This window comes from Variovorax paradoxus (assembly GCF_030815975.1).
GTDB lineage: Bacteria > Pseudomonadota > Gammaproteobacteria > Burkholderiales > Burkholderiaceae_C > Variovorax > Variovorax paradoxus_N.
Map to the genome: position 1 here is coordinate 244,731 of NZ_JAUSXL010000002.1, position 25,323 is coordinate 270,053.

The 25,323-nt window shown below is 65.3% G+C and carries 21 protein-coding genes and 1 other RNA gene; 6 read left to right on the forward strand and 16 right to left on the reverse strand.

Annotation, left to right across the window (positions count from 1 at the left end; translation table 11 throughout):
• Window positions 1–191: 191 nt before the first annotated feature.
• From ntrC to ompA, 16 genes are all read right to left on the reverse strand, one after another.
• Window positions 192–1,718 (reverse strand): nitrogen regulation protein NR(I), encoded by a 1,527-nt coding sequence (gene ntrC, locus QFZ47_RS04930; protein ID WP_307654585.1) that lies wholly within the window; start codon window positions 1,716–1,718, stop codon window positions 192–194.
• 23 nt (window positions 1,719–1,741) lie between these two features.
• Window positions 1,742–2,821 carry a nitrogen regulation protein NR(II) gene (gene glnL / locus QFZ47_RS04935; RefSeq protein WP_124956831.1) on the reverse strand — a complete coding sequence of 360 codons (1,080 nt, stop codon included), beginning with the start codon at window positions 2,819–2,821 and terminating at the stop codon, window positions 1,742–1,744.
• 4 nt (window positions 2,822–2,825) lie between these two features.
• Complete coding sequence (locus tag QFZ47_RS04940; protein ID WP_307654586.1) at window positions 2,826–3,332, reverse strand: hypothetical protein; 507 nt, start codon at window positions 3,330–3,332, stop codon at window positions 2,826–2,828.
• 133 nt (window positions 3,333–3,465) lie between these two features.
• Window positions 3,466–4,881 carry a type I glutamate--ammonia ligase gene (glnA, locus tag QFZ47_RS04945; RefSeq protein WP_307654587.1) on the reverse strand — a complete coding sequence of 472 codons (1,416 nt, stop codon included), beginning with the start codon at window positions 4,879–4,881 and terminating at the stop codon, window positions 3,466–3,468.
• A 146-nt stretch (window positions 4,882–5,027) separates the two neighbouring features.
• The gene (locus tag QFZ47_RS04950) at window positions 5,028–5,828 is read right to left on the reverse strand and encodes a competence/damage-inducible protein A (protein ID WP_307654588.1); all 801 of its coding nucleotides are present in this window, start codon (window positions 5,826–5,828) and stop codon (window positions 5,028–5,030) included.
• Complete coding sequence (locus tag QFZ47_RS04955) at window positions 5,825–6,709, reverse strand: EI24 domain-containing protein (RefSeq protein ID WP_307654589.1); 885 nt, start codon at window positions 6,707–6,709, stop codon at window positions 5,825–5,827. Before QFZ47_RS04955 ends, QFZ47_RS04950 begins: the two co-directional genes overlap by 4 nt.
• 44 nt (window positions 6,710–6,753) lie before the next feature.
• Window positions 6,754–7,728, reverse strand: coding sequence for a sterol desaturase family protein (locus QFZ47_RS04960; RefSeq protein ID WP_307654590.1), 975 nt, complete (start codon window positions 7,726–7,728; stop codon window positions 6,754–6,756).
• Between the two features lie 10 nt (window positions 7,729–7,738).
• Complete coding sequence (locus QFZ47_RS04965; RefSeq protein ID WP_307654591.1) at window positions 7,739–8,548, reverse strand: polysaccharide deacetylase family protein; 810 nt, start codon at window positions 8,546–8,548, stop codon at window positions 7,739–7,741.
• Complete coding sequence (locus QFZ47_RS04970; protein ID WP_307654592.1) at window positions 8,532–9,536, reverse strand: YncE family protein; 1,005 nt, start codon at window positions 9,534–9,536, stop codon at window positions 8,532–8,534. Before QFZ47_RS04970 ends, QFZ47_RS04965 begins: the two co-directional genes overlap by 17 nt.
• A gap of 80 nt (window positions 9,537–9,616) precedes the next feature.
• The gene (locus QFZ47_RS04975; RefSeq protein WP_307654593.1) at window positions 9,617–10,366 is read right to left on the reverse strand and encodes a pseudouridine synthase; all 750 of its coding nucleotides are present in this window, start codon (window positions 10,364–10,366) and stop codon (window positions 9,617–9,619) included.
• Between the two features lie 139 nt (window positions 10,367–10,505).
• Window positions 10,506–12,242: a gamma-glutamyltransferase gene (gene ggt / locus QFZ47_RS04980; protein ID WP_307654594.1), complete on the reverse strand. Its 1,737-nt coding sequence runs from the start codon at window positions 12,240–12,242 to the stop codon at window positions 10,506–10,508.
• 41 nt (window positions 12,243–12,283) lie between these two features.
• Window positions 12,284–13,879, reverse strand: coding sequence for a methyltransferase regulatory domain-containing protein (locus QFZ47_RS04985; protein ID WP_307654595.1), 1,596 nt, complete (start codon window positions 13,877–13,879; stop codon window positions 12,284–12,286).
• Between the two features lie 145 nt (window positions 13,880–14,024).
• Window positions 14,025–14,409: a transfer-messenger RNA gene (ssrA, locus tag QFZ47_RS04990) on the reverse strand.
• A gap of 12 nt (window positions 14,410–14,421) precedes the next feature.
• Window positions 14,422–15,090: an HAD-IA family hydrolase gene (locus QFZ47_RS04995; protein ID WP_307654596.1), complete on the reverse strand. Its 669-nt coding sequence runs from the start codon at window positions 15,088–15,090 to the stop codon at window positions 14,422–14,424.
• The gene (gene ubiG / locus QFZ47_RS05000; protein ID WP_307654597.1) at window positions 15,087–15,815 is read right to left on the reverse strand and encodes a bifunctional 2-polyprenyl-6-hydroxyphenol methylase/3-demethylubiquinol 3-O-methyltransferase UbiG; all 729 of its coding nucleotides are present in this window, start codon (window positions 15,813–15,815) and stop codon (window positions 15,087–15,089) included. The genes QFZ47_RS04995 and ubiG overlap by 4 nt, the downstream gene beginning before the upstream one ends.
• A gap of 126 nt (window positions 15,816–15,941) precedes the next feature.
• The gene (gene ompA, locus QFZ47_RS05005; RefSeq protein WP_307654598.1) at window positions 15,942–16,595 is read right to left on the reverse strand and encodes an outer membrane protein OmpA; all 654 of its coding nucleotides are present in this window, start codon (window positions 16,593–16,595) and stop codon (window positions 15,942–15,944) included.
• 225 nt (window positions 16,596–16,820) lie between these two features.
• Between ompA and gyrA the strand changes: the two genes are divergently transcribed.
• The 6 genes from gyrA to QFZ47_RS05035 are packed head-to-tail and all read left to right on the forward strand — an operon-like array spanning window position 16,821 to window position 25,241.
• A complete protein-coding gene (gene gyrA, locus QFZ47_RS05010) occupies window positions 16,821–19,466 on the forward strand; it encodes a DNA gyrase subunit A (protein ID WP_307654599.1) in 2,646 nt (881 codons plus the stop codon).
• A complete protein-coding gene (locus QFZ47_RS05015; protein ID WP_307654600.1) occupies window positions 19,463–20,050 on the forward strand; it encodes a DUF2059 domain-containing protein in 588 nt (195 codons plus the stop codon). The genes gyrA and QFZ47_RS05015 overlap by 4 nt, the downstream gene beginning before the upstream one ends.
• Window position 20,051: 1 nt before the next feature.
• Entirely contained in the window at window positions 20,052–21,185 is a 1,134-nt protein-coding gene (gene serC / locus QFZ47_RS05020) for a 3-phosphoserine/phosphohydroxythreonine transaminase (protein WP_307654601.1), read from the forward strand.
• A gap of 24 nt (window positions 21,186–21,209) precedes the next feature.
• Window positions 21,210–22,331, forward strand: a complete 1,122-nt coding sequence (pheA, locus tag QFZ47_RS05025) for a prephenate dehydratase (protein ID WP_307654602.1) — start codon at window positions 21,210–21,212, stop codon at window positions 22,329–22,331.
• 14 nt (window positions 22,332–22,345) lie between these two features.
• On the forward strand, window positions 22,346–23,227 hold the full coding sequence (locus QFZ47_RS05030) for a prephenate dehydrogenase (RefSeq protein WP_307654603.1): 882 nt from the start codon (window positions 22,346–22,348) through the stop codon (window positions 23,225–23,227).
• Between the two features lies 1 nt (window position 23,228).
• Window positions 23,229–25,241: a bifunctional 3-phosphoshikimate 1-carboxyvinyltransferase/cytidylate kinase gene (locus QFZ47_RS05035; protein ID WP_307654604.1), complete on the forward strand. Its 2,013-nt coding sequence runs from the start codon at window positions 23,229–23,231 to the stop codon at window positions 25,239–25,241.
• The last annotated feature ends 82 nt before the right edge of the window (window positions 25,242–25,323 follow it).

Genomic DNA, 25,323 nt, shown 5'->3' on the forward strand with positions numbered 1-25,323 from the left:
CAACCCCCTACCGGGGGCAACACCAGAGGCCCGGCAAAGCCGGTTCCTCGGTGGCATTTGGCTCGCCCCCAGTCTTCGCGCACTTCGTGTCGCTGCGCCAACCCCTACCGGGGGCAACACCAGAGGCCCGGCAAAGCCGGTTCCTCGGTGTTTCTGGAAGGGAGGCAGCCGCTCTCTCTTTGTGAGGCGGCTTACTCGATTCCTAGTTCCTGGATTTTCCGGGTGATGGTGTTGCGGCCGATGCCCAGCTTCTGAGCGGCTTCGATCCGGCGGCCGCGGGTGTTGGCCAGCGCGGTAAGGATCAGCCGCGATTCGAAACGGCGCGACAGCGCATCCCAGACGTCGGTGCGCCCGGCCGCGAGCAGCGCCTGGGCTTCGATCTCGAGGCCGCTTTCCCAGCTGCTCGCACCCACGAGGCCTTCGGCGGCTTCCGGTGCGGCAGCGCTCGCCGGTGCCGCTTCGCGCTCGAGGCTCGGCGACAGCTGTGGCGCGGGTTGCAAAGGCGCCGTCGTGGCGGCGGCCGCTTCGGCGGCTTGCGCACCGGCTGCCGCGGCCATGACTTCGGGCGGCAGGTCCTTGGCTTCGATCAGTTGGGCCGGCGCCATCACGGTCAGCCAGTGGCAGATGTTTTCGAGCTGGCGCACGTTGCCGGGAAAGCTGAACGAAGCCAGCTTGGCCAGGGCCGCATCGGAAATGCGCTTGGGTTCGACGCCGAGCTGGCGCGCGCTCACCTGCAGGAAATGGCGCGTGAGCGCCGGCACGTCTTCGCCGCGCTCGCGCAGCGCCGGCAGGCGCAGGCGAATCACGTTGAGGCGGTGGAACAGGTCTTCGCGGAAGCCGCCGAGCTTGACGCGCTGCTCGAGGTCCTGGTGCGTGGCCGCGATCACGCGCACGTTGGCCTTGACCGAGTTGTGGCCGCCCACGCGATAGAAATGCCCGTCGCTCAGCACGCGCAAGAGGCGCGTCTGCAGGTCGAAGGGCATGTCGCCGATTTCGTCGAGAAAGAGCGTGCCGCCCTCGGCCTGTTCGAAGCGCCCGCGCCGCATGGTCTGCGCGCCGGTGAAGGCGCCGCGCTCGTGGCCGAAGAGTTCGCTCTCGAGCAGGTCCTTGGGGATGGCTGCGGTGTTGATGGCCACGAAGGGGCCGTTGGCGCGCGGCGAATGCTTGTGCAGCGCACGCGCCACCAGTTCCTTGCCCGAGCCCGATTCGCCGGTGATGAGCACCGTCACGTTGCTTTGCGAGAGGCGGCCGATGGCGCGGAACACGTCCTGCATGGCGGGCGCCTGGCCCAGCATTTCAGGCGCGGCGACCATGCGCTCTTCGGCCACTTCCTCGCGCTGGCTTTCGTCGACGGCGCGGCGGATCAGCTCGACGGCGCGCGGCAGGTCGAAGGGCTTGGGCAGGTATTCGAAGGCACCGCCCTGGAACGCCGAGACGGCGCTGTCGAGGTCGGAGAACGCCGTCATGATGATGACGGGCAGGCCCGGGTGCTTGGCCTTGATCTTGTCGAGCAGGTCGAGCCCGGAGCCGCCGGGCATGCGGATGTCGCTCACCAGGACCTGTGGGCCCTGCTGTTCGTCGTCGTCGGCGAGTTCGAGGGCGGCCAGCACCTCGCGCGCGTTGGTGAAGCTGCGCGTGGGCAGGTCTTCGCGCAAAAGGGCCTTCTCCAGCACGAAGCGGATCGATTGGTCGTCATCAACTATCCAGATCGGCTTCATGCATCTCCTTGTTGCCGTGGCTGCTAGGGCAGCGGTATCAATATCTTGAAATCGGTTCGGCCCGGGACGCTGTCGCACTCGATCACGCCGTGATGCTGTTGCACAAAAGTTTGCGCAAGCGTCAATCCAAGCCCTGTTCCGCCTTCCCTGCCCGATACGAGCGGATAGAAGATGCGGTCCTTGATCGTGTCCGGCACACCCGGTCCATTGTCGATGACATGCAATTCCAGTGCCAATCGATACCACTGCTTGTTGAATATCACCTGCCGGGCGATGCGTGTCTTGAAAGTGATCTGCGCATCGCCTGCCGCGCGGCGCTCGGCCAGCGCCTGCGCCGCGTTGTGCACGATGTTGAGCGTGGCCTGGATGAGCTGTTCGCGGTCGCCGCGGAATTCGGGAATCGACACGTCGAAATCGCGCTCGATGTGCAGATCGCGCGGAAACTCCGCAAGAATGACCGAGCGCACGCGCTCGCAGACTTCATGGATGTTCACGTCGCCCACCACGTGCGGGCGCCGATGCGGTGCCAGCAGCCGGTCCACCAGCGTCTGCAGCCGGTCGGCTTCGTGGATGATGACCTGCGTGTACTCGATCAGGTCGCGTGACTCGACCTCCATCTGCAGCAGCTGCGCCGCGCCGCGGATGCCGCCCAGCGGGTTCTTGATCTCGTGCGCGAGATTGCGGATGAGTTCCTTGTTGGCCTGCGCCTGGTCGAGCAGGCGTTCCTCGCGGTCCTGGCGCACCTGCTGTTCGAGCGGCGACATCTCGATGATGAGTTCGCCCGGCTTGTCGCCCTGGGCCAGCGTGACCTGCACCGGCATCAATTCATGATTGACGCGGCGCAGGAAGGCCTCATAGCGCAGCGTGGCGAAGTCGTTGCTGCGCGCACCGTCGATGGCGGTGCGAAGCACGTGCGGCTCGTGAAAACAGGCACCGAACTGAGAGCCTTCGAGCGTGCGGCGCGAAGTGCCCAGCGCGTCTTCGAGGGCCGCATTGGCAAACAGCACCGAACCGTTGGTGCTGACCACGGCAATCAGCGTGGACAGCAGGTCGAAGGACTGAAAGCGCGGAGTGGCGCCGGCCGCCTTCTTCCCGAACGCCATGTCTCTACTGCTTGGCCGGCAGGCGGCCGAGTTCGCGGCGAATGCCCGCGATGTCGCTCTCGTTGCGGGCCAGCTCGGCCTTCATTTCAGCCACGCGATCGAGGTACTTCTGGTAGTTACGGCCTTCGCTGCCCTGCTTCTCGGGCTCGCCGTTGTTGTAATCCTTCTGCAGCTCCGCCTGGCGGGCTTCGGCCTTCCTGAGCTCGGCTTCGAGCACCGAGCGGGCTTCGCCGTCGCGCGCGCGCTGGTCGACGCCTTCGACGCGCGGGCTGCCCGCGGGTGCACGGGACGCCGTCGAAGCTGAACCGCCGCCGGCTGAACCGCCGCCCGAAGGCTTGGTGCCCTGCACGACGGTGACGTTGCCGCCTTCCATGACCTTGCAGCCCTTTTGCTGGGCGATGGTCGAATTGTTGGTGTATTCATTGCCGCAGCGCCACACGCGCTCCTGGGCGGGCGCGGGCAAGGCGGCCAACAATGAACCGGCCAGGAAAATGAGAGAAGCAGTCTTCATGAGAATCGGTGATGGCGCGACAAAGGCGCATTTTCCTGCAATTCGACTTCACTGGTGACAAGATGTTCCGCGCCAGCAAAAAAGGACGGCCGAGGCCGTCCTTTTGTCTTGAATCCCCGTCAGGGGCTCGCAATCAGAGTGAATAGTACATGTCGAACTCGACCGGATGGGTCGCCATGCGGAAGCGCGTGACTTCCTGCATCTTCAGTTCGATGTAGGCATCGATGTAGGCATCGGTGAACACGCCGCCCTTGGTCAGGAACGCACGGTCCTTGTCGAGGTAGTCGAGCGCCTGGTCGAGGCTGTGGCAGACGGTCGGGATCAGCGCGTCTTCTTCCGGCGGCAGATGGTACAGGTCCTTGCTGGCGGCTTCGCCCGGGTGGATCTTGTTTTCCACGCCGTCGAGACCCGCCATCAGCAGCGCAGCGAAGCCGAGGTACGGGTTCATCAGCGGATCGGGGAAGCGCGCTTCGACGCGGCGGCCCTTCGGGTTGGCCACGAACGGAATGCGGATCGAGGCCGAGCGGTTCTTGGCCGAGTAGGCCAGCTTCACCGGGGCTTCGAAGCCGGGCACCAGGCGCTTGTAGCTGTTGGTGCCGGGGTTCGTGATGGCGTTCAGGGCACGGGCGTGCTTGATGATGCCGCCGATGTAGTGCAGCGCGAACTCCGACAGGCCCGCATAGCCGTCGCCGGCGAACAGGTTCTTGCCGTCCTTCCAGACCGACTGGTGCACGTGCATGCCCGAGCCGTTGTCGCCGACGATGGGCTTGGGCATGAAGGTGGCGGTCTTGCCGTAGGCGTGGGCCACGTTGTGGATCACGTACTTCTGCAGCTGGATCCAGTCGGCGCGCTGAACCAGCGTGCTGAACTTGGTGCCCAGTTCCATCTGGCCGGCGTTGGCCACTTCATGGTGATGCACTTCGACCGGGATGCCGAGCGATTCGAGCACCAGGCACATTTCCGAGCGCATGTCCTGGAAGCTGTCGACCGGGGGAACCGGGAAATAGCCGCCCTTGACCGCGGGACGGTGGCCGGTGTTGCCGTGCTCGTATTCCTTGTCGGTGTTCCACGAGGCTTCTTCGGAGTCGATCTTGACGAAGCAGCCCGACATGTCGTTCTTCCAGCGGACGCCGTCGAACACGAAGAATTCGGGTTCCGGACCGAAGAAGGCGGTGTCGCCCAGGCCCGAGGCCTTCATGTAGGCCTCTGCGCGCTTGGCGAGCGAACGCGGGTCGCGCTCGTAGGCCTTGCCGTCGGCGGGGTCGATCACGTCGCAGGTCAGGATCAGCGTCGTTTCTTCGAAGAAGGGGTCGATGTTGGCGGTGCTCGGGTCGGGCATGAGCTGCATGTCCGAGGCCTCGATTCCCTTCCAGCCAGCGATGGACGAGCCGTCGAAAGCGTGTCCCGAAGTGAATTTGTCTTCATCGAATGCCGAAACAGGCACGGTCACGTGCTGCTCTTTGCCACGGGTGTCGGTGAAGCGGAAGTCGATGAACTTGACCTCGTTTTCCTTGACGAGCTTGAGTACATCGGCGACGGTCTTTGCCATCAGTTTCTCCTGAGTTGGATGGTGGTTAGGAATACAGGGACAGAGGATGCAGTTTCTATGCCATTGTCGCCGCTCGCGCGGAGGCTTCGATGGCTGCCGCAAACACCAAAAAAAGGCGAATATTCACCGAATTGGTGCAATAAGAACTATCGCACCAATTCCGGGCCAAGCCTCGCATCATAGGCGTGCAGGCCCTCGATCAGCTGAGCGTAGGCGGCATCCAGGCGAACGGGATCGCCTTTCACCCCAAGTTCGATGTGGCGGCCGTATTCGGGATGATCGACGCTCGGCAGGCTGAACACCTTGATGCCGGCGTGCGCCGTCTCGATCGCAAGCATCAGCGGCGTGAGCGTTGCCTCCATGGCGCCGAAGACGATGACCGACTTCTCGGCCGACTGGCCGCTGGTGAACAGGTCCGCATAGCGGCTGTCGAGCACCGATTCGATCATGGGCCAGGCCATCACCGGAAAGCCCGGCACGAAATGGACATGCTCGACGCTGAAGCCCGGAATCTTGTTGTACGGATTGCGGATGATGGAGGCGCCCCTGGGGAACACGCCCATGTTGAGGCGGTGGACGTTGTCGGGCCGGTCGGGTTCGTAGGCAATGCCCTGCTCCATCGCGGTGTCCTGCATGCGCTCGCGGATCAGCAGCTCGGCCTCCGGATGCAGTTCCAGCGGCACGCCCAGCGCCTGCGCGGCGCATTGCCGCGTGTGGTCGTCCGGCGTGGCGCCGATGCCGCCGGTCGAAAAGACGATGTCGCCCGAGCCGAAGGCGCGGCCGAGCGCGGCGGTGATGCGCGCGGGCTCGTCGCCCACGTATTCGGCCCAGCCGAGCTGCAGGCCGCGCGCGGCGAGCAGTTCGATGACCTTGGGCATGTGCTTGTCGGCACGCTTGCCGGAAAGGATTTCGTCGCCGACGACGATCAGGCCGAATGCGCGGGTCATGGGGATTTCCATTGGGAGAGAAGGGCCCGGTCGGCCTCGGTCGCGGGTGCGCCGTCGGATGGGCCGGAAGAAGCGGCCGCGGCGCCGCGCTGCGCACGCAGCTGCGCCAGGGCGTCGAGGCAGTAGTGGCCGAACCAGAGCGCCGAAAATGCAAACACCAGCGTGTAGATCCAGATCGCGAGCGGCACCAGCACGAAGAAGGCAGCGGCAAACAGCAGGCCGGAGGCCCAGACGATGCTGGGCGCCGCGCCCAGGTAGCCGCACAGCACGCCGATGCACAAGAGCGGCAGCCGGTGCGCGCGCAGGAGCGCGGCCCGCTCTTCGGGGCTCGCGTGCTCGGCCAGCGCGTCGAAGCTCATCACCCGGTAGGTGAGCCAGCCCCAGATCAGCGGCGGCAGGATCAGCACCAGCGGCGGAATGAGCCAGAGCGGCATCGAGACCACGAGCGCGACCAGCGCAAGCAGGGTCAGGCCGAGCGAGCGCGCCACGCTGCCGAAGAAGGACGCGCCCTTCTTGCGTTCGAGCGCGGGAAAGCGGCGGTGCGCCACCAGCGCCGTGAGCGGGGGCGCCATGAGGCCGGCCACGATCAGCAGCGAAGCCACCACGATCAGCGGCGTGGCGGCAAACACCACCACCAGCGGCGCCAGCACGGCCGTGACATCGCCCGAGAAGAGCCGCCCGATCCAGCCCCAGAAGCTCGACAGCAGGGGCCAGGCATCGAGCGCCTCGCGGGTCCACGCGACCGTCGCGTCCCAGTAGAAATAGCCGAAGCCTGCGGCCAGCAGCACCATCAGGCCCAGCGGCAGCAGCGACAGCACGATCACGCGCGGCAGCATGCAATAGGCGACCGCGCGCCAGAAAGAGTCGAGAAGCAGGCGCATTGGGTGCGAAGGATAACCGGCTCGGACAGGCTCGGGACCGGCGCTCAGCCGCGGCCGACCATCCGCTTCAGCCCGAGCCACTGCTGCGCCCAGAAGCCATGTCCGTAGTCGCGCAGCCGGCCGTCCGCGCCGGGCTCAACCTGGTCGCGAATGCCGGTGGGGTCATAGCGCAGCTCGAAATTCGAAGTACGAAAGAGCATGTCCCACCACGGCAGCAGGACGCCGAAGTTGCACCCGCCCAGCGTGTAGGCGCCGCGCGATTCATGGCCCAGCCCGATGCTGTGGTGCAGCCTGTGGAAGCGCGGACTGATCCACAGCCGCTCGCCAAGGGCGCCGAAACCGAGCTTCAGGTTGGCGTGCTGCAGGCTCTCGCTGAGCTGCGTGAAGGCCACGAACGCAATGAATTGCCCCGGCGCCACGCCGATCAGCTGCGCGACGATGACGATCAGGGTGTCATGCACGATGTCGTCGAGCAGGTGGTTGCGATCATCGCTCCACATCGTCATCTGGCGCTGCGAATGGTGCAGCGAATGCAGGCCCCACCACCACCTGAACTGGTGCTGGCCGCGATGGATCCAGTAGCCGACGAAGTCGAGCACCACGAGATAGATCGCAAACGCCACCCACGGCACGTCGGTGACGCCGGGCCAGGCTTCATCGAGATGGAAAGTGCCCCAGCCCGCGGTGCGCACAAACCCGATGGCCTCGTCGAAGAACGGCTCGAGCGTGAAGAACATGGCCAGCCGGAACAGGCCGAGCCGATGGATCAGCGTGTAGAGCACGTCGATGCGGATCGCGCGGCGGTCGGTGACCGGTTCGACGGCTCGCCAGCGCTGCAGCGGCCCGATGACCGCGAGCAGCACCACGACCTGGATCAGCCCAACCAGCAGCCAGCCGGTGGCGTCGAAGGCGTCTTCCGTCCAGCCGCCGAGGCCCACCGCATACACCAGCGGCTGGATCAGCGTCTCGAAGAACCAGCCCTGCAATGCGGAAAAGGTATCCGTCAACCAGTCGATCACGGCGACAACCTCAGGGGTGAGATGCGATCCAGGCGCGGTATTGCGGATGCTGGCGCAGCGTCTCGAAGCAGAAGCCCTTGGCCTTCAGGCCGGTGATCAGCGGTTCGAGGTTGGCCGGCGCCCACGGATCCTTGCGCGACCAGATGCCCAGGTGCGCGAGCAGGATGTCGCCGGAGCGGATGGCTTCCAGCGCCTGCGCCAGCAGCTTGTCATTGCTGAACTTCTCGCTCGGCAGCTCGTCTCCCAGGAAGCCGGCCGGCGACCAGCCCACGTGCTCGAAGCCGCATGCCTTGGCCGCCGCCAGCAGCCGGGGCGAGGTCTTGCCGCCTGGCGCGCGGTACAGCGGCAGCGGCTTCTTGCCGGTGATGAGGGCCAGCCGTTCGGAGGCCTTGCTGATGTTGGCGCAGTATTCGGCCGCGCTCCAGGTGAACTCTCGTCCCGCCAATGCACCTGCCGTGGGCTTGATGCGGAAGTTCGGCGCCACCCCCTTGAGGTCGCCGCGCCAGTAGGCATGGTCGTAGGTGTGCGAGGCGAACTCGTTGCCTTCGGCCGCCCTCGCCTTCCACCACGGCGCCCAGTGGCTGTCGAGGCTGTCGCCGTCGGTCTGGGTGCGCTCGGCGGCGGCAAAGAAGGTGACGCGGACGTTCTGGCGCTTGAGCACCTCGGCCACCAGCGGGGCAACGCCCATGTGGCCAGTGTCGAAGGTCAGGTAGACCGGCTTGTCGCAGGAGGCGCCCTGCTGCGCCCAGGCAGCCGGCATCGCCGCGATGGCCATTGCCAGCGCGGTGGCCCGGCCGATGCGGCTAGAGGCGCTTGGCATGGTCCAGCGTCCAGACGCCGTGCGGCGAGCGGCCGACGTTGACCTGGCGCACGAGCTTGTTGTTCACCAGATCGACCACGCTGAGCTTCTTGGCCCAGCGGGAGGTGACATACAGCGTCTTGCCGTCGGCCGATACGTCCATGCAGTCGGGCCCGCCCGGCACCGGGTAGACGGCGCCGACTTTCAGCGTCGCCAGGTCGATCCGGCTGATGGTGTTGGCCACCCGGTTGCTCACGAACACGCTCTTGCCGTCGCCAGCCGAGCGGAAGGCATGGGCGCCCTTGCCGGTCGGAATCTTGCCGACCAGCTTCGGCTCGGCGCCGGCCACGTCGAACACCTGCACGCCGTCGCTGCCGGTCAGGCCCACGAGCAGGGTCTTGTCGTTGTGGATGCCGAAGATGTCGGCCGGCATGGCGCCGGTGGCGATGCGCCAACGGATGGTCTGCGTGGGCAGGTCGATGGCGATCAGCTCATCGCTGTCCTGCATCGTCACGTAGGCGATGGTGCTGGTGTTGTCGATCCAGATGTGGCTGGGCGTTTTGCCCGACGCGATGCGCTTGGCGAGCTTCAGGTCCTTGCCGTCCCAGCGGTAGATGTCGACGTGGTTGAGGCGATTGCCCGCGGTGACGAACCACTTCATGTCGCGCGAGAACTGCAGCTGGTACGGATCGATGATGCCGTAGACCACGCGCTGCACTTCGGCCGTTTGCGGGTTGAGGAAAGTCAGCGAATCGCCCGCCGAATTGGCCACGATGACCGACCTTTCGTCGGGCGTCATGTAGATGTGGTGCGGTTCCTTGCCGGTGGCGATGCGCTGCTTTTCGGTCCAGTCGACCGGGCTGACCACGCTGACGCTGGCGTCCAGCGAGTTGAGCACGAAGATCGGCGGGGCTTCGGGAGCCGCAGCGGCGGCTTGTGCCACCCAAACCGCCAGGGATGAAATCAGGAAGGCCGGAAAGCGGCCATTCAGTCGGGCAAGAAAGCGCAAGGGAAGGTTCCGAGAGAGAGCTGGGAATCTTAACGGCCGCACCTTAGGTCTGGCTGACCGGGAAGACGCGCTGTCTCCCCTTATTTCGGCGGTTTCTGAGGCTTGGCCGGTGCCCGCAGCGCCGCGACCTGCTCGGCCGTGAGCCAGCGCCATTGGCCGGCCGCAAGATCGCCCGGCAGCGCCAGTTCGCCGATGCGGGAGCGGTGCAGGCCCTCGACCCGGTTGCCGACCGCCGCCAGCATGCGCTTGACCTGGTGGTACTTGCCCTCGGTCAGCGTCAGCCGCAGGTGCAGCGGGCTGTCCGACTCGCAGGCGGCCGCACGCACCGGCTTCGGATCGTCGTCGAGCACCACGCCGGCCATCAGCTTGTCGATCTGGGCCGCGTCCACCGGGTGCTTGGCCGTGACCTCGTAGACCTTGGGCACATGGTGCTTGGGCGAGCCCATCTTGTGGATGAACTGGCCGTCGTCCGTCAGCAGCAGCAGCCCCGTGGTGTCCTGGTCGAGCCGGCCAATGGCCTGCACACCCTGCACCGCGCCCTTGTTGGGCCGAAGCCGAAGCGGCGACGGCAGCAGCGTGTAGATGCTGGGGTAGGTCGAGGGCTTCTGCGAACACTCGGTGCCCGCGGGCTTGTGCAGCATCAGGTAGGCCTTCTCGTGGTAGGCCCACTCGGTGCCCTGGACCGTGAAAAGCAGGCCCTTGGGGTCGAGGTCGGCAAAGGGGTCGGTCACGGCCGCGCCGGCAATGCTCACGTGGCCTTGCTGGATCAGCCCCGCGCACACGCGGCGGGTGCCGAAGCCCTGGGTATAGAGGATGTCTTGAAAGTGCATGGCTCGCCCCCAGGCTTCGCGCACTTCGTGTCGCTACGCCCACCCCCTACCGGGGGCAACACCGGTGGCCCGGCAAAGCCGGTTCCACGGTGTTCCGCGCATGCGAAAAAAGGCTGAGCCAGGGTTTTGGGATTGGAATTCAGTAGCCGAGTGCCAGGCCGGTGTTGCGGCGCGGGTCGTTGGCGCCATAGAAACGGTTGGCGCCGACCGGCTTGCCGCCCAACGACGGTGCGCCGACGATGATTGCCGCCAGGTGGTTGGCCGGCTGCGGCACGCCCAGGTTGTGGCCCATATCGGTCAGGATCTTGCGGGTGTCGGGGCTGATGGCGAAGGTCTCGACGTTGGTGACGTCGGGCAGCCATTGCTGGTGGAAGCGCGGCGAATCGACGGCTTCCTGCACGTTCATGCCGTAGTCGACCACGTTCAGGATGGTGTGCAGCACCGCCGTGATGATGCGGCTGCCGCCGGGCGTGCCGACCACGAACACCGGCTTGCCGTCCTTCGAGACGATGGTCGGGCTCATTGAACTCAGCGGGCGCTTGCCCGGGGCGATGGCATTGGCCTCGCCCTGCACCAGACCGTACATGTTGGGCACGCCGATCTTCGCGGTGAAGTCGTCCATCTCGTTGTTCAGCAGCACGCCGGTCTTGTCGGCCGTAACCTTGGCGCCGAACCAGTCGTTGAGCGTGTAGGTGACCGACACCGCATTGCCCTGCTGGTCGGTGATCGAATAGTGGGTGGTGTTGCTGCCTTCGTGCGGCGCGACGCCGGGCTTGATGTCCTTGGAAACGCCGGCCTTCTTCGGGTCGATGGCGGCGCGGATCTTCTCGGCGTAGCCCTTGTCGAGCAGGCGGTCGAGCGGGTTCTTCACGAAATCAGGGTCGCCCAGGTAGCTGTTGCGGTCCACATACGCATGGCGCATGGCCTCGATCTGGTAGTGCACCGCTTCGGCCGAACGAAAGCCCAGGTCCTTGAGCGGATAGCCCTCGAGGATGTTGAGCATCTCGCAGATGATCACGCCGCCCGAACTCGGCGGCGGCGCCGACACCACCCGGTAGCCGCGGTAGTCGCATTCCACCGGCGCCAGTTCGCGCGTCTTGTACTGGTCGAGGTCGGCCTGGGTGATGATGCCCTTGCCGGCCTGGCTCGATGCCACGATCGCCTGCCCGACCCAGCCCTTGTAGAAGCCGTCGACACCCTTGGCGCTGACGGCGCGCAGCGTCTTGGCGAGGTCTTTCTGCACCAGCTTCTGGCCGACCGCGAAGGGCTCGCTCTTGTTCAGGAAGATGGCGCCTGAAACGGCATCTTTCTTGAAGTCGTTGGTGGAGGTGCGCAGCATGTCGATGTCGCCCTGCTCCAGCGCGAAGCCTTTTTCGGCCAGCTGGATCGAGGGCGCGATCAGTTGGTCGCGCTTCATGGTGCCGTATTTTTCCCGCGCGTATTCCATGCCCGAGACCGTGCCCGGCACGCCGACGGCCAGATGCCCGTTCGTGCTCAATCCCTTGACGACATTGCCGTCCTTGTCGAGATACATGTTGGCCGTGGCGGCCAGCGGGGCCTTCTCGCGGAAGTCGAGGAAAGTCTTGCGGCCATCGGCCAGCTGCACGGTCATGAAGCCGCCGCCGCCCAGGTTGCCCGCCGCCGGGTAGACCACCGCCAGCGCATAGCCCACGGCCACCGCCGCATCGACGGCATTGCCGCCGCGCTTGAGCACATCGACACCGACCTTGGTGGCCAGGTGCTGCGCGCTCACGACCATGCCGTGCTCGGCCGCAACCGGCGCCTGCGAGGCGGCATTCGAGGCGCTTGCGCCTGCGAGCAAAAGTGCCGCCGCTACCGCGGTGCGCAAGTTCGGAGTCCAGTGGAGGTTCTGCATGGGTGAATTTCCTCTTTTGAGTTCGATGGGAACGGTAACGGTCACGCGACGAGCAGCGCCTTGCGCCGCAAGCCCGCCACGCCAAGCACCACCTGCTGGAGTGCGAATTCCTTCAAGACCGATGGATCGGTCAGCGGTTTGTCGTTCTGGATAAAGCGCAGGCGGCCAGCGCCCACTTCGTCCGCAAGGTGGTCGGCCAGCATGCCCTGCGAATGCGCGCCGTCGAGCAGCGGCAACAGGCAGCGCTCGAGCGCGGAAAGCCCCACGGGTTCGTGCCACTGGTTGCAGACGTTCGCAGAGCTTCCGGCCGACAACGCCAGGCCGGGCGCACTGCGCACCGACGGCAGCGCCCGCGGCATGGCGGACACCTCCGCGGCGGCGTGCACCGGCGCGCGCCGGACGCGCACGGCGCCGAGGATCACCAGTTCTTCGAGCATCGACAGCGCCACCGGCTCGACCGACCAACGCGGCCCGCCCAGCAGCGCGAGTACGGCGGCAACGAGCCCCTCGAACGAGACGCTGGCCGGGTAGTGCGCATCGAGCACCTGCGCCAGGGCCTTGTGCACCGGTTGCCGCAGCGTCACCGTCAGGTTGCGCAGCGCATTGCACGGCTGCTCGCGCGCGTCGAGCGTCAACGCACTGCCGTCTGCCGCCGCAAACACGCCGGCAAACTCGAAACCGCGAATGCGGGCCGGGTCGAGCCGGTAGCGGATGTCCCCGGCCCGGCCCTGTTTCACGAGCAGCGTCTGGCGGAAGGTGCGATTGACCAGGAAGTCCAGATACTGCTCCATCAGGAGCTGGCTGCCGCCGCACTCGCGCAGCAGCGGCTCGCGAACCTTCTCGCCGTAGTTCTGGACGAACATCGTCGATGGCTCCGCCTCTGCCAGGTAGCTGAGCCCATTCGCCTCGGCGCGCGCCACGAACTCCTTGAAGTAGCAGGGTGCGTTGCAGGGCTCGAGGAACTCGTGCAGCAGGTAGGAGCCGTTGGCACCGCGCACGATGGGCATCGTTTCTTCGAGCGTTTTCTCGAGCACGCTGCCGGGGCGGGCCGACTGCTCGAGGAATTCGAGCATGCCGCGCGCATAGGACAGCTTTTCCTCCGGCGTGTCGCGCGGGCCGCCGCGCAGGACCATCGCATCGCGCACGATCTCCCTCGCCTTCCAGCCCGGATACACGTTGTAGCTGACATAGGCGACGCCATCGGGTGCAAGATTCTCCGAGCACACGCGCAAGATTGCCTCTTGCACAGGCCCAGGCACCCAGCTGTAGACCCCGTGGCAGATGATGTAGTCGAACTGGCCGAACGATGCATCGACCTGCGCCAGGTCGAACGCCCGCAGTTCTACATTCGGCAGCCCGGCGCGCGCGATGGCCTCGCGGCCCTGCTCGACCTGCACCGGCGACAGATCGAGGCCCAAGGCGCTCGCTTCTGGGTGGCGCGCCGCAAACGGAATCAGGTTGCCGCCGGCCGCGCAGCCGAGTTCCAGTATGCGCGCCGTGGACGGGGGCGGCGCCTCGAGGCCGAACAGAAAGGCAATGGCCTCCAGGTGCTCGACGGCGGTTTGCGGGAACGGGTGTGACTCATAGGGCACCGCGTCGTAGTAGCTCGTGAGCGTCGAAGTCAGTGAATCGGGCACGGCGTCCTTTTTTGGAATCGATGCAGGCAGCGACACCCTCTGCGAAGAGGCGGGCAGAGCCATGGTGTGACAGTCCCCGCCGACTATAGCCTTGCGCCCGGGCAAAAAAAAGCCAACCTGTTGAAGGTTGGCTTTTTGTGATGGATGGTGGAGCTGGGGGGATTTGAACCCCCGTCCGCAAGCCTTCATCGCGCAGTTCTACATGTTTAGTGATCTGATTTGAGTCTCGCTTCCGGAGTCGCGCAGTCACACGCTAAACCGGACGCCAGCACCCTATTTTCTCGCCCCGACCCAAGGTACCCGGATCGGAGCCAGCCCATGTAATTATCCTTGCAGCCGGGAGGTCAGGATTGCTCCAGACCCCCTTGCCCAGCCCATCGGCCAACTGTTGCAAGGCTCACTGGCAATTAAGCAGCGAGTGCGAAACGTTCGTCGTTTGCAGTTAGTTTGTTTGAATCTGTTTTACGAGCGCATTCAGCTCGACATGCCCCGCTGCGACTCCGAACCCACGTCGAAACCAGTGCAGCCCCAAGCACATCATTTTAGGCCGAGTTGAGAAACTGCAAGAGCCCCAGGGGCGAAGTAATTGCGGCGTCGGCCTCCCAGAGCGTGGCGTCGGCCTGGGGCCCCATGTAACCATAGGTAGCCGCAATGGTCCGCATGCCGGCGGCCCGGCCCGCGATGATGTCGCGTTCGTCGTCTCCCACGTAGATGCAGGCGCTCGATGGAATTCCAAGCCGGCGTGCCGCTTCATGCAACGGCTCGGGGTGTGGCTTGGCATACGGCGTGGTGTCGCCGCTCACGATCGCGCCGGCACTGCTGAAAAGCGGAATGGCGCGCGTCAGCGGATCGGTAAAGCGTGCCGACTTGTTGGTGACCACGCCCCAGGCCAGCCCGCGCGCACGGATGGCATCGATGAGCGATTGCACCCCGTCGAACACCTGTGTGTTGAGCAGCATGCGGTTTTCGTAGGCAACGAAGAACTCTTCCCTCAGTTCAGGAAACTCCGGCGCCTCGGGCGTGATGCCGAAGGCCACGCCGAGCATGCCCCGTGCGCCGGCCCCTGCCATGAACCGATAGCGCTCCAGGGGGTACGGCTCGAGGCCGCGATCGGTGCGCATCTTGTCGGCTGCGGCGCCGAGATCGGGTGCGCTGTCGATCAACGTGCCGTCCAGATCGAACAGCACGGCCTGAATTGCAGCCGCCGTCATGTTGGCGAACCCGTCGAGCCAGGCTTCTGCGTGGCGAACATATAGTTGACGCTGGTGTCGGCGCTGAGCCAGTACCGCCGCGTCAGCGGGTTGTGCTCCATGCCGCGCGTGTGCCGCAGGTCGAGGCCGGCGGCACGGCAATAGGCTGCCAGTTCGCTGGGGCGCAGCAGTTTTGCGTATTCGTGCGTGCCCCGCGGCAGCATGCCCAGCACGTATTCGGCACCGACGATCGCGAGCATGAACGACTTCAGGTTGCGGTTGATCGTGGAAAAGAACACCCAGCCGCCCGGCTTGACGAGCGTGGCACAGGCCTGGACGATCGAAGCGGGCTCGGGCACATGCTCGAGCATTTCCATGCAGGTGACGACGTCGAAACTGCCCGGCTGCTCCGCGGCCAGCGCCTCCGCGCTGATCTCCCGGTACTTGACGCCCTGGGTTTCGGCTTCGAGCGCATGCAGGCGCGCCACCTTGAGCGCCTTGCTCGCCAGATCGATTCCGAGCACGTCCGCGCCTTTTCGGGCCATCGAATCGGCCAGAATGCCGCCGCCGCAACCTATATCAAGGACGCGGCGCTGCGAAATCGGTGCAATACCGTCGATCCATTCCAGACGCAATGGATTGATTTCATGGAGCGGGCGGAATTCGCTGTCCAAATCCCACCAGCGATGGGCAAGCTCCGAAAACTTGGCGAGTTCCGCCGGATCGGCATTCACGTGATCTGTCATGCCACGATTATGAAACGGAGAATGCGCCCGCGAACGCCGGCGGGCACTCGAGCCGCGCCGGAACGAATTCGGCAGGCATAAAAAAACCCCGCCGAAGCGGGGTTTTCTTTTAGCGATTCAATCGAATCAGCGGGTGGCGCGGGTGCCGACCACTTCGATTTCCACGCGACGGTTCTTGGCGCGGCCTTCCTTGGTGCGGTTGTCCGCAACAGGCTGCTTCTCGCCCTTGCCTTCGGTGTAGACGCGGTTGCGTTCGATGCCCTTCGAGACCAGGAAGGCCTTGACGGCTTCGGCGCGGCGCACCGACAGACGCTGGTTGTAGGCGTCCGAACCGATCGAGTCGGTGTGGCCCACGGCGATGATCACTTCGAGGTTGACGTCGCGGATCTTCGAAACCAGGTCGGTCAGCTTTGCGCGACCTTCGGGCTTGAGAACCGACTTGTCGAAGTCGAAGAATGCATCAGCAGCGAAGGTGACCTTCGAAGCAGCCACGGCCGGCGGTGCGACAGCAGCAGGCGGGGTTACCGCGGCAGGAGGCGTAACGGCAGGAGCCGGAACCAGAGCACCGTCGCAACCGGCGGCGGCAGTAGCCGGCGTCCAGTTGGCATCGCGCCAGCACAGTTCGTTCGTGCCGTTCTTCCAAACCAGTTCGCCGGTGCCATTTTGCCAGTTGTCGATCGTAGGACCGCCGTCTGCAGCGGTGACACGGGTCTGCGCGCCGGCGGCAGTGGCGAGCGCAGCGACTGCAAACATCATCGCCACTTTATTCAGTTTCTTCATGGTTCTCCTCTTGGGGAAAAAGCCGCAGCCGCGCTGCGAATCAAGGACGCTTTAAGTGACCACCACCCAAAACGTTGAGGCGATTGTGCCATAGGGTCTTTGGCAAACAGGCCGCTGGACACCCCGGAAGCGTAGGACGGAGGCGGAATAGCCGCCTTGTGTTGCGGCGGTGCGACACCCCTCACAGCGTAAAATTTCGCCTTCCTGCCGCCAGCCTCTTGCTCAATGACCTCCTTCGCCAAAGAAACCCTGCCCATCAGTCTCGAAGAGGAAATGCGCAGCAGCTATCTCGATTACGCCATGAGCGTGATCGTGGGCCGGGCGCTTCCCGATGCGCGCGACGGCCTCAAGCCGGTGCACCGGCGCGTGCTGTTTGCCATGCACGAGCTCAACAACGACTGGAACCGGGCCTACAAGAAATCCGCCCGCATCGTGGGCGACGTGATCGGCAAGTACCACCCGCACGGCGATCAATCCGTCTACGACACCATCGTGCGGCTGGCGCAGGACTTTTCCATGCGCCATATGCTGGTCGACGGCCAAGGCAACTTCGGTTCGGTCGACGGAGACAATGCGGCCGCAATGCGGTATACGGAAATCCGGCTGGCCAAAATTGCGCACGAAATGCTGGCCGATATCGACAAGGAAACGGTCGATTTTCAAGACAATTACGACGGCTCCGAAAAAGAACCGAAGGTCCTTCCAAGCAAACTGCCCAATTTGCTGGTGAATGGCTCCGGCGGTATTGCGGTGGGCATGGCCACCAATATTCCGCCGCACAATCTCAATGAGGTGGTGGACGCCTGCCTGCACATGCTGCGCAATCCGCAGGCCACCATCGACGAGTTGATGGAAATCGTGCCGGCGCCCGACTTCCCGACCGCCGGCATCATTTACGGCATCAATGGCGTGCGGGACGGCTACCGCACCGGCCGCGGCAAGGTCGTGATGCGCGCCAAGTGCCACTTCGAGGACATCGACCGCGGCCAGCGCCAGGCGATCATCGTCGACGAGCTCCCCTACCAGGTCAACAAGAAGACGCTGCAGGAGCGCATGGCCGAACTGGTGCACGAGAAGAAGATCGAAGGCATCAGCCACATCCAGGACGAGTCCGACAAGTCGGGCATGCGCCTGGTGATCGAGCTCAAGCGCGGCGAAGTGCCGGAGGTGGTGCTCAACAACCTCTACAAGCAGACCCAGCTGCAGGACACCTTCGGCATCAACATGGTGGCGCTGGTCGACGGCCAGCCCAAGCTGTGCAACCTGAAGGAGCTGATCGAGGTCTTCCTGCAGCACCGCCGCGAAGTGGTCACGCGCCGCACCGTTTTCACGCTGCGCAAGGCGCGCGAACGCGGCCATGTGCTCGAAGGCCTGGCGGTGGCGCTGGCCAACATCGACGAGTTCATCCGCATCATCCGCGAGTCGCCCACTCCGCCGGTCGCCAAGGCCGAGCTCATGACCCGCAGCTGGGACAGCAAGCTGGTGCGCGAGATGCTGACGCGCTCCCGCGCCGACGGCGGCGTGGTCAATGCCGACGACTACCGTCCCGAGGGCCTGGAGCGCGAGTTCGGCATGGGTTCGGACGGCCTCTACCGCCTGTCGGAGACGCAGGCGCAAGAAATCCTGCAGATGCGCCTGCAGCGCCTGACCGGCCTCGAGCAGGACAAGATCGTGGCCGAGTACAAGGAAGTCATGGCCGAGATCGACGACCTGCTCGACATCCTGTCCAAGCCCGAGCGCGTCTCGGTCATCATTGGCGATGAGCTCGGCACCATCAAGCACGAGTTCGGCCAGTCGAAGCTCGGCGCGCGCCGCAGCCTGGTGGAGCACAGCGCCTTCGACCTCTCGACCGAAGACCTGATCACGCCCACCGACATGGTGGTGACGCTCTCGCACAGCGGCTACATCAAGAGCCAGCCGCTGGGCGAATACCGCGCGCAAAAGCGCGGCGGACGCGGCAAGCAGGCCACCGTCACCAAGGAAGACGACTGGATCGACCAGCTCTTCATTGCCAATACGCACGACTACATCCTGTGCTTCTCCAATCGCGGCCGGCTGTACTGGCTCAAGGTGTGGGAAGTGCCGGCGGGTTCGCGCGGCTCGCGCGGCCGCCCCATCGTCAACATGTTCCCGCTGCAGGAAGGCGAAAAGATCAACGTGGCGCTCGCCCTGACCGGCGAGAAGCGCAACTTCCCGGCCGACCAGTACGTGTTCATGGCCACCTCCATGGGCACGGTCAAGAAGACCACGCTCGATGAATTCAACAACCCGCGCAAGGGCGGCATCATTGCCGTGAACCTCGACGAGGGCGACTACCTCATCGGCGCCGCCCTCACCGACGGCAAGCACGACGTGATGCTGTTCAGCGACGGCGGCAAGGCCGTGCGCTTCGACGAGGAAGACGTGCGTCCGCTCGGCCGCAATGCGCGCGGTGTGCGCGGCATGTCGCTCGACCCGGGACAAGGCGTCATTGCGATGCTGGTGGCCGAGGACGAACAGCAAAGCGTGCTCACCGCCACGGAAAATGGTTACGGAAAGCGCACAAGCATTACCGAGTACACGCGTCACGGCCGCGGAACCAAAGGCATGATTGCGATTCAACAGAGTGAGCGCAACGGCAAGGTCGTTGCCGCCACCCTCGTGCATGCGGACGATGAGATCATGCTCATCACCGACAAGGGCGTGCTCGTGCGCACCCGGGTAGCCGAGATTCGTGAACTGGGTCGCGCAACGCAAGGCGTTACGCTGATCGGGCTCGACGAAGGCGCCAAACTCAGCGGTCTACAACGCATTGTCGAAAACGACGCCAACGGCGAGAGCGAGCTTGGCGCGGACGATACTTCCTCATCTTCAACGGAGAACCCTCAGTGAAAAAATTCAAGCTCGCACTTCTGACCGCCGCCCTGGCCGCCAGCTCGATGGCCGCCATGGCCCAGGACAAGGCCGCGCTCATCAAGCAGTTCATCGATGTGCAGCGCCCCGGCATCGAGTCGCTGGCCCGCGGCCTGGTCGAGCAATCGAGCGCTCCGATTGCGCAGGCAGGCTCGCAATACCTGCAGACGCAAGTGCCTGAGGCCAAGCGCGAATCGGCCGCCAAGGCTGCCGACGCCGAGCTCAAGAAGTACTTCGACGACGCCTACCCGATCGTGCGCGACAAGGCCGTGCAGCTGGCACCCGGCGCCCTGACCCCGCTGCTCGAGCAGAACTTCAGCGAAGAAGAACTCAAGCAACTGCTGGCCTGGATCAACTCGCCGCTCAGCAAGAAGTACCAGGACCTCAATCCGAAGATGCAGACCGCGCTGACCGAAAAGCTCGTGACCGACACGCGCGCCACCATCGAGCCGAAGATGCGCGCGCTCGACGAGAACGTCGCCAAGGCCCTGGGCGCCCCGACCGGCGGCTCGCAAGGCGCCGCTCCCGCCAAGGCACCGGCCAAGGCTCCTGCCAAGAAGTGACGTGACTCAGCAGCAGCCCCAGCCCGCCGGCACGCGCCCGTACAATTTTTCCGCCGGTCCGGCTGCCATGCCGGAGGCGGTGCTGCAACGCGCCGCCTCTGAAATGCTCGACTGGCAGGGCAGCGGAATGAGCGTGATGGAAATGAGCCATCGCGGCAAGGAATTCGGCGCGATCTGCACCCAGGCCGAAGCCGACATCCGCACGCTGCTGGCCGTGCCCGAGAATTTCCACATTCTCTTCATGCAGGGTGGCGGCCTCGGCGAGAACGCCATCGTGCCGATGAACCTGTCGCGCGGCAAAGCCGCCGACTTCGTCATCACCGGCAGCTGGAGCATCAAGTCGCAGAAGGAAGCGCAGCGCTACTGCACGGCGAACATCGCCGCCAGCAACGCCGGCGACCATCACACGCGGCTGCCCGATCCTTCTACGTGGCAACTGGCCAAGGATGCCTCGTACGTGCACCTGTGCACCAACGAGACCATCAACGGCATCGAGTTCCAGCAACTGCCCGACCTCGCGGCCCTTGGCAGCAATGCGCCGCTGGTGATCGACTTTTCGTCGCACGTGGCCTCGCGCAGCGTCGACTGGCGCCGTGTCGGCCTTGCCTTCGGCGGCGCGCAGAAGAACCTCGGGCCGGCCGGCCTCACGCTCGTGATCGTGCGGGACGACCTGCTCGGACATGCGCTCGAGATCTGCCCGAGCGCGTTCAACTACAAGATCGTGGCCGACAACAAGTCCATGTACAACACCCCGCCAACCTGGGGCATCTACATGGCGGGGCTCACGTTCCAGTGGCTGCTGCAGCAGAAAGAAGGCGCGCTCACAGGCGTGGCCGCCATGGAACAGCGCAACATCGCGAAGGCGAAGCTGCTGTACGACTTCATCGACACCTCTTCGTTCTACCTCAACAAGATCGACCCGGGCTGCCGTTCGCGCATGAACGTGCCGTTCTTCCTGGTGGACGAGAGCCGCAACGACGCCTTCCTGGCCGGTGCGCGCGAGGCCGGCCTGCTGCAGCTCAAGGGCCACAAGTCGGTCGGCGGCATGCGCGCGAGCATCTACAACGCCATGCCGCTGGAAGGCGTACAGGCACTCGTGAGCTACATGCGAGAATTCGAGCGATCGCATGCCTAGGCGCATGCCCAGCTGCTCGCACCGATGACCGCCTCCGCTCCAACACCGCCCTTCTCTCCCGACAACTCCGAAAGCCTTGCCGATCTGCGCGTGCAGATCGACTCGCTCGACCAGCAACTGCTCGGCCTGCTCAATGAGCGGGCCCATGTGGCAGAGCTGGTGGGCGAGGTCAAGAAGCGTGAAGGCACCCCCTACTTCCGCCCCGATCGCGTGGCCCAGGTCATCGAGAAGATGCAAAAGAGCAATGCGGGCCCGCTCAAGGACCTGCACGTGGCCGCCATCTGGCGCGAAATCATGTCGGCCTGCCTGGCGCTCGAATCGCCGCAGCGCGTGGCCGTGCTGGGCCCCGAGGGCACCTTCTGCGAACAGGCTGCCATCGAATACTTCGGCGGCGCCGCCGACCTGATCTATTGCGCCAGCTTCGACGAGGTGTTTCACGCCACGGCAGCCGGCAGCGCCCAGTACGGCGTGGTGGGCGTCGAAAACTCGACCGAAGGCGTGGTCACTCGTTCGCTCGACCTGTTCCTGCATTCGCCAACCCATGTGGTCGGCGAGGTCAGCCTGCTGGTGCGCCACCATCTGCTGCGCAGCAGCAACACGCTCGATGGCGTCGAGGCCGTGCTGGCCCACCCGCAAGCGCTGGCGCAGTGCCAGACCTGGCTGTCGAAGCACCTGCCCAACGCCGAGCGGCGTGCGGTTTCGAGCAATGCCGAAGGCGCGCGGCTCGCGGCCACCAACCCGGCCTGGGCCGCGCTGGCCGGCGAACGCGCCGCCACCCGCTTCGGCCTGCACATCGTGGCGCACGCGATCCAGGACGACTCGTACAACCGCACCCGCTTCTCCGTGATCTGCCTGCCGCAGACGCTGGCCATGCCGCCGGCCTCGGGACGCGACTGCACGAGCCTGATCGTCTCCGTGCCCAACCGTCCCGGCGCCGTGCACGACCTGCTGGTGCCGCTGAAGGTCAACAACGTCTCCATGACCCGCTTCGAGTCGCGCCCTGCGCGCACCGGCCAGTGGGAGTACTACTTCTACATCGACCTGGACGGCCATCCCTCGCAGCCCAACGTGGCTGCGGCATTGGCAGAGCTTCGCGGCCTCTGCGCGTTCTACAAGGTGCTGGGCGCCTACCCCGTCAAAGCCTGAGCCGGACAAGCACCATGTTCGAGCAATTGGGATTGATCGGCTGCGGCCTCATGGGCGGCTCCTTCGCGCTCGCGCTCAAGCGCGCGAAGCTCGTGAAACGCGTGGTCGGCTACAGCAAGTCGCCCTCCACCACCGAGCGGGCGCGCCAGCTCGGCGTGATCGACGTGGCGGCGCCTTCCGCGCTGCTGGCGGTCTCGGGCTCCGACCTCGTGCTGCTGGCGGTGCCGGTGGCGGCCTCGGAGGCCACCTTCAAGGCCATTCGCCACGGCATTTCGAGCGACACGCTGGTGATGGACGTGGGCTCGACCAAGGGCGACGTGATCGAAGCCGCACGCAACGGACTGCAGAACCATTTTGCGAACTTCGTTCCGGCCCATCCGATCGCCGGCAAGGAAGTGTCCGGCATCGAGCATGCCGAGGCTTCGCTCTACACGGGCCGCAAGGTCGTGCTGACCCCCGTCAAGGCCACGCTGCGCTCGAACGTGCAGCGCGCCTCGCAGATCTGGAGCGGCATTGGCGCCAACGTGGTCACCATGACGCACGAGGAGCACGACCGCGCCTTCGCGGCCGTGAGCCATCTGCCGCATCTGCTGGCCTTTGCCTACATCAACGCGCTGATCACGCAGCCGCAGGGCGACCATTTCCTGAGCCTCGCAGGGCCTGGGTTCCGCGATTTTTCGCGCATTGCGGCCAGCGACCCGGTCATGTGGCGCGACGTGCTGCTCGCCAACCGCGAGCAGGTACTGCTGCAATCGCAGGCATTCCGCAAGGCCCTGCTCGACCTCGAGGCGCTGATCACGACTGTCGACGCCCAGGCGCTCGAGCATTCGATTGCCGCCGCCAGCAAGGTCCGCGCCGCCTGGCAGCCCAACACCGACGCCTCGCAGGACTCCTGACATGTTCTCGACGGCATTCCTCGACATTCCTGCGCTGGCCGGGGCTTCGGGCACCGTGCGGCTGCCGGGCTCCAAGAGCATTTCGAACCGCGTGCTGCTGCTGGCCGCGCTGGCGAGCGGAACCACCACGGTCCACGACCTGCTCGACTCCGACGACACCCGCGTGATGCTCGATGCATTGCGCGCGCTCGGCTGCGGCATCGATGCGGCGGGCAGCACGCTGCGCATCACCGGCATCGGCGGCCAGCTGAAGTCCAACGGGCCTTTGCTGCCGCTTTTTCTGGGCAACGCGGGCACCGCGATGCGTCCGCTGACGGCCGCACTGTCGCTGCTCGGCGGCGATTTCGAACTGAGCGGCGTGCCACGCATGCACGAGCGGCCGATCGGCGACCTCGTCGATGCGCTGACCCAGCTCGGCTGCCGCATCGACTATCTGGGCAACCCCGGCTATCCGCCACTGCGGATCCGCCCGGTCGATCACGGCGCGCTGGTGCTCGATGCGCCGATCCGCGTGCGCGGTGACGTCTCGAGCCAATTCCTGACCGCGTTGCTCCTCGCCTTGCCGCTTGCCGCCCGCAAGGACATCGTGATCGAGGTGGTCGGCGAGCTGATCTCCAAGCCCTACATCGAGATCACGCTGAACCTGCTGGCGCGCTTCGGCATTGCCGTGCGGCGCGAGGGCTGGGAGCGCTTCACCATTCCCGCGGGCAGCCGCTACAGCTCGCCGGGCGACATCCACGTCGAGGCCGACGCCTCGTCTGCCAGCTATTTCATCGCACTGGGCGCGATTGCCACAGGCGCTTCCGGCCAGGACAGCATCCGGATCGAAGGCGTGGGCGCCGACTCGATCCAGGGCGACATCCGCTTCATCGACGCGGCGCAACAAATGGGCGCGCAGGTCGACAGCGGGCCGAACTGGCTCGAGGTGCGCCGCGGCGCCTGGCCGCTCAAGGCCATCGACCTCGACGCCAACCACATCCCCGATGCCGCGATGACGCTCGCCGTGATGGCGCTCTATGCCGACGGCCCCAGTACGCTGCGCAACATCGCCAGCTGGCGGGTCAAGGAAACCGACCGCATCGACGCCATGGCCAACGAACTCAGGAAGCTCGGCGCCACGGTGGACTCCGGCCCCGATTTCATCCGCGTCTATCCACTCGAGGTCTCAGGCTGGCGGGCGGCAAGCATCCGCACCTACGACGACCATCGCGTGGCCATGTGCTTTTCGCTTGCCGCGTTCAATCCGGCGGGTTTGCCGGTGCGCATTCTGGAGCCGCACTGCGTCGCCAAGACCTTTCCGGACTACTTCGAGACACTGTTCTCGGTGTCCGACACCCACAAGGTGCCGGTGATCTGCATCGACGGCCCGACGGCTTCCGGCAAGGGCACGCTCGCTGCCGAGGTGGCGCGCCTGCTCGGCTACCACTACCTGGATTCGGGCTCGCTCTACCGCGTGACCGGCCTGGCCATGCGGCGAGCCGGGCTCAGTGCCGAGGCGCAGCACGAGGCCCAGATCGCCGTCCTGGCGGCGGCCCTGCCCCTGCATTTCACCGAAGGCAAGGTGCTCCTGGCCGGCGAGGACGTGAGCGACGAGATCCGCACCGAAGCCGCCGGCATGGATGCCTCCCGCGTCTCCACGCTTCCCGCGGTGCGCGCAGCGCTTCTGGCCCTGCAGCAGCGTTTTCGGCGGCTCCCGGGCCTGGTGGCCGACGGCCGCGACATGGGCACCGTGATCTTCCCCGACGCGGCGCTCAAGGTCTTCCTGACGGCCAGCGCCGCCCAGAGGGCAGAACGCCGGCATAAGCAGTTGATTTCAAAGGGTATTTCAACTACACTCGACAGTCTTCGCTCCGACTTGGAAGCACGCGACGCCAGGGACTCGTCCCGCAGTGTCGCTCCCCTCAAGCCGGCGCAGGATGCCCGCCATCTCGACAACTCCCAGCTGTCCATCGAGCAATCGATCGATACGGTGTTGAACTGGTGGCAGGAAAAGCAACCGTTCAAGCCCGCTTGAGCGGTTTGAAGTACAGCCTTTCAAGCCCGCTTGAAAGGCTCGCGCCAACCGGATGTTCCGGGTGGCGCATACCGCTCCAGCA

Coding starts and splice junctions, on each gene's coding strand:
- pheA (WP_307654602.1), top strand. CDS start 21,210: ATGACCGCCTCCGCTCCAACACCGCCCTTCTCTCCCGACAACTCCGAA.
- gyrA (WP_307654599.1), top strand. CDS start 16,821: ATGACCTCCTTCGCCAAAGAAACCCTGCCCATCAGTCTCGAAGAGGAA.
- QFZ47_RS04965 (WP_307654591.1), bottom strand. CDS start 8,548: ATGCCAAGCGCCTCTAGCCGCATCGGCCGGGCCACCGCGCTGGCAATG.
- QFZ47_RS05030 (WP_307654603.1), top strand. CDS start 22,346: ATGTTCGAGCAATTGGGATTGATCGGCTGCGGCCTCATGGGCGGCTCC.
- ggt (WP_307654594.1), bottom strand. CDS start 12,242: ATGCAGAACCTCCACTGGACTCCGAACTTGCGCACCGCGGTAGCGGCG.
- QFZ47_RS04955 (WP_307654589.1), bottom strand. CDS start 6,709: ATGCGCCTGCTTCTCGACTCTTTCTGGCGCGCGGTCGCCTATTGCATG.
- QFZ47_RS04995 (WP_307654596.1), bottom strand. CDS start 15,090: ATGACGGCGGCTGCAATTCAGGCCGTGCTGTTCGATCTGGACGGCACG.
- ntrC (WP_307654585.1), bottom strand. CDS start 1,718: ATGAAGCCGATCTGGATAGTTGATGACGACCAATCGATCCGCTTCGTG.
- QFZ47_RS04950 (WP_307654588.1), bottom strand. CDS start 5,828: ATGACCCGCGCATTCGGCCTGATCGTCGTCGGCGACGAAATCCTTTCC.
- glnA (WP_307654587.1), bottom strand. CDS start 4,881: ATGGCAAAGACCGTCGCCGATGTACTCAAGCTCGTCAAGGAAAACGAG.
- glnL (WP_124956831.1), bottom strand. CDS start 2,821: ATGGCGTTCGGGAAGAAGGCGGCCGGCGCCACTCCGCGCTTTCAGTCC.
- ubiG (WP_307654597.1), bottom strand. CDS start 15,815: ATGACAGATCACGTGAATGCCGATCCGGCGGAACTCGCCAAGTTTTCG.
- QFZ47_RS04940 (WP_307654586.1), bottom strand. CDS start 3,332: ATGAAGACTGCTTCTCTCATTTTCCTGGCCGGTTCATTGTTGGCCGCC.
- QFZ47_RS05035 (WP_307654604.1), top strand. CDS start 23,229: ATGTTCTCGACGGCATTCCTCGACATTCCTGCGCTGGCCGGGGCTTCG.
- QFZ47_RS04975 (WP_307654593.1), bottom strand. CDS start 10,366: ATGCACTTTCAAGACATCCTCTATACCCAGGGCTTCGGCACCCGCCGC.
- ompA (WP_307654598.1), bottom strand. CDS start 16,595: ATGAAGAAACTGAATAAAGTGGCGATGATGTTTGCAGTCGCTGCGCTC.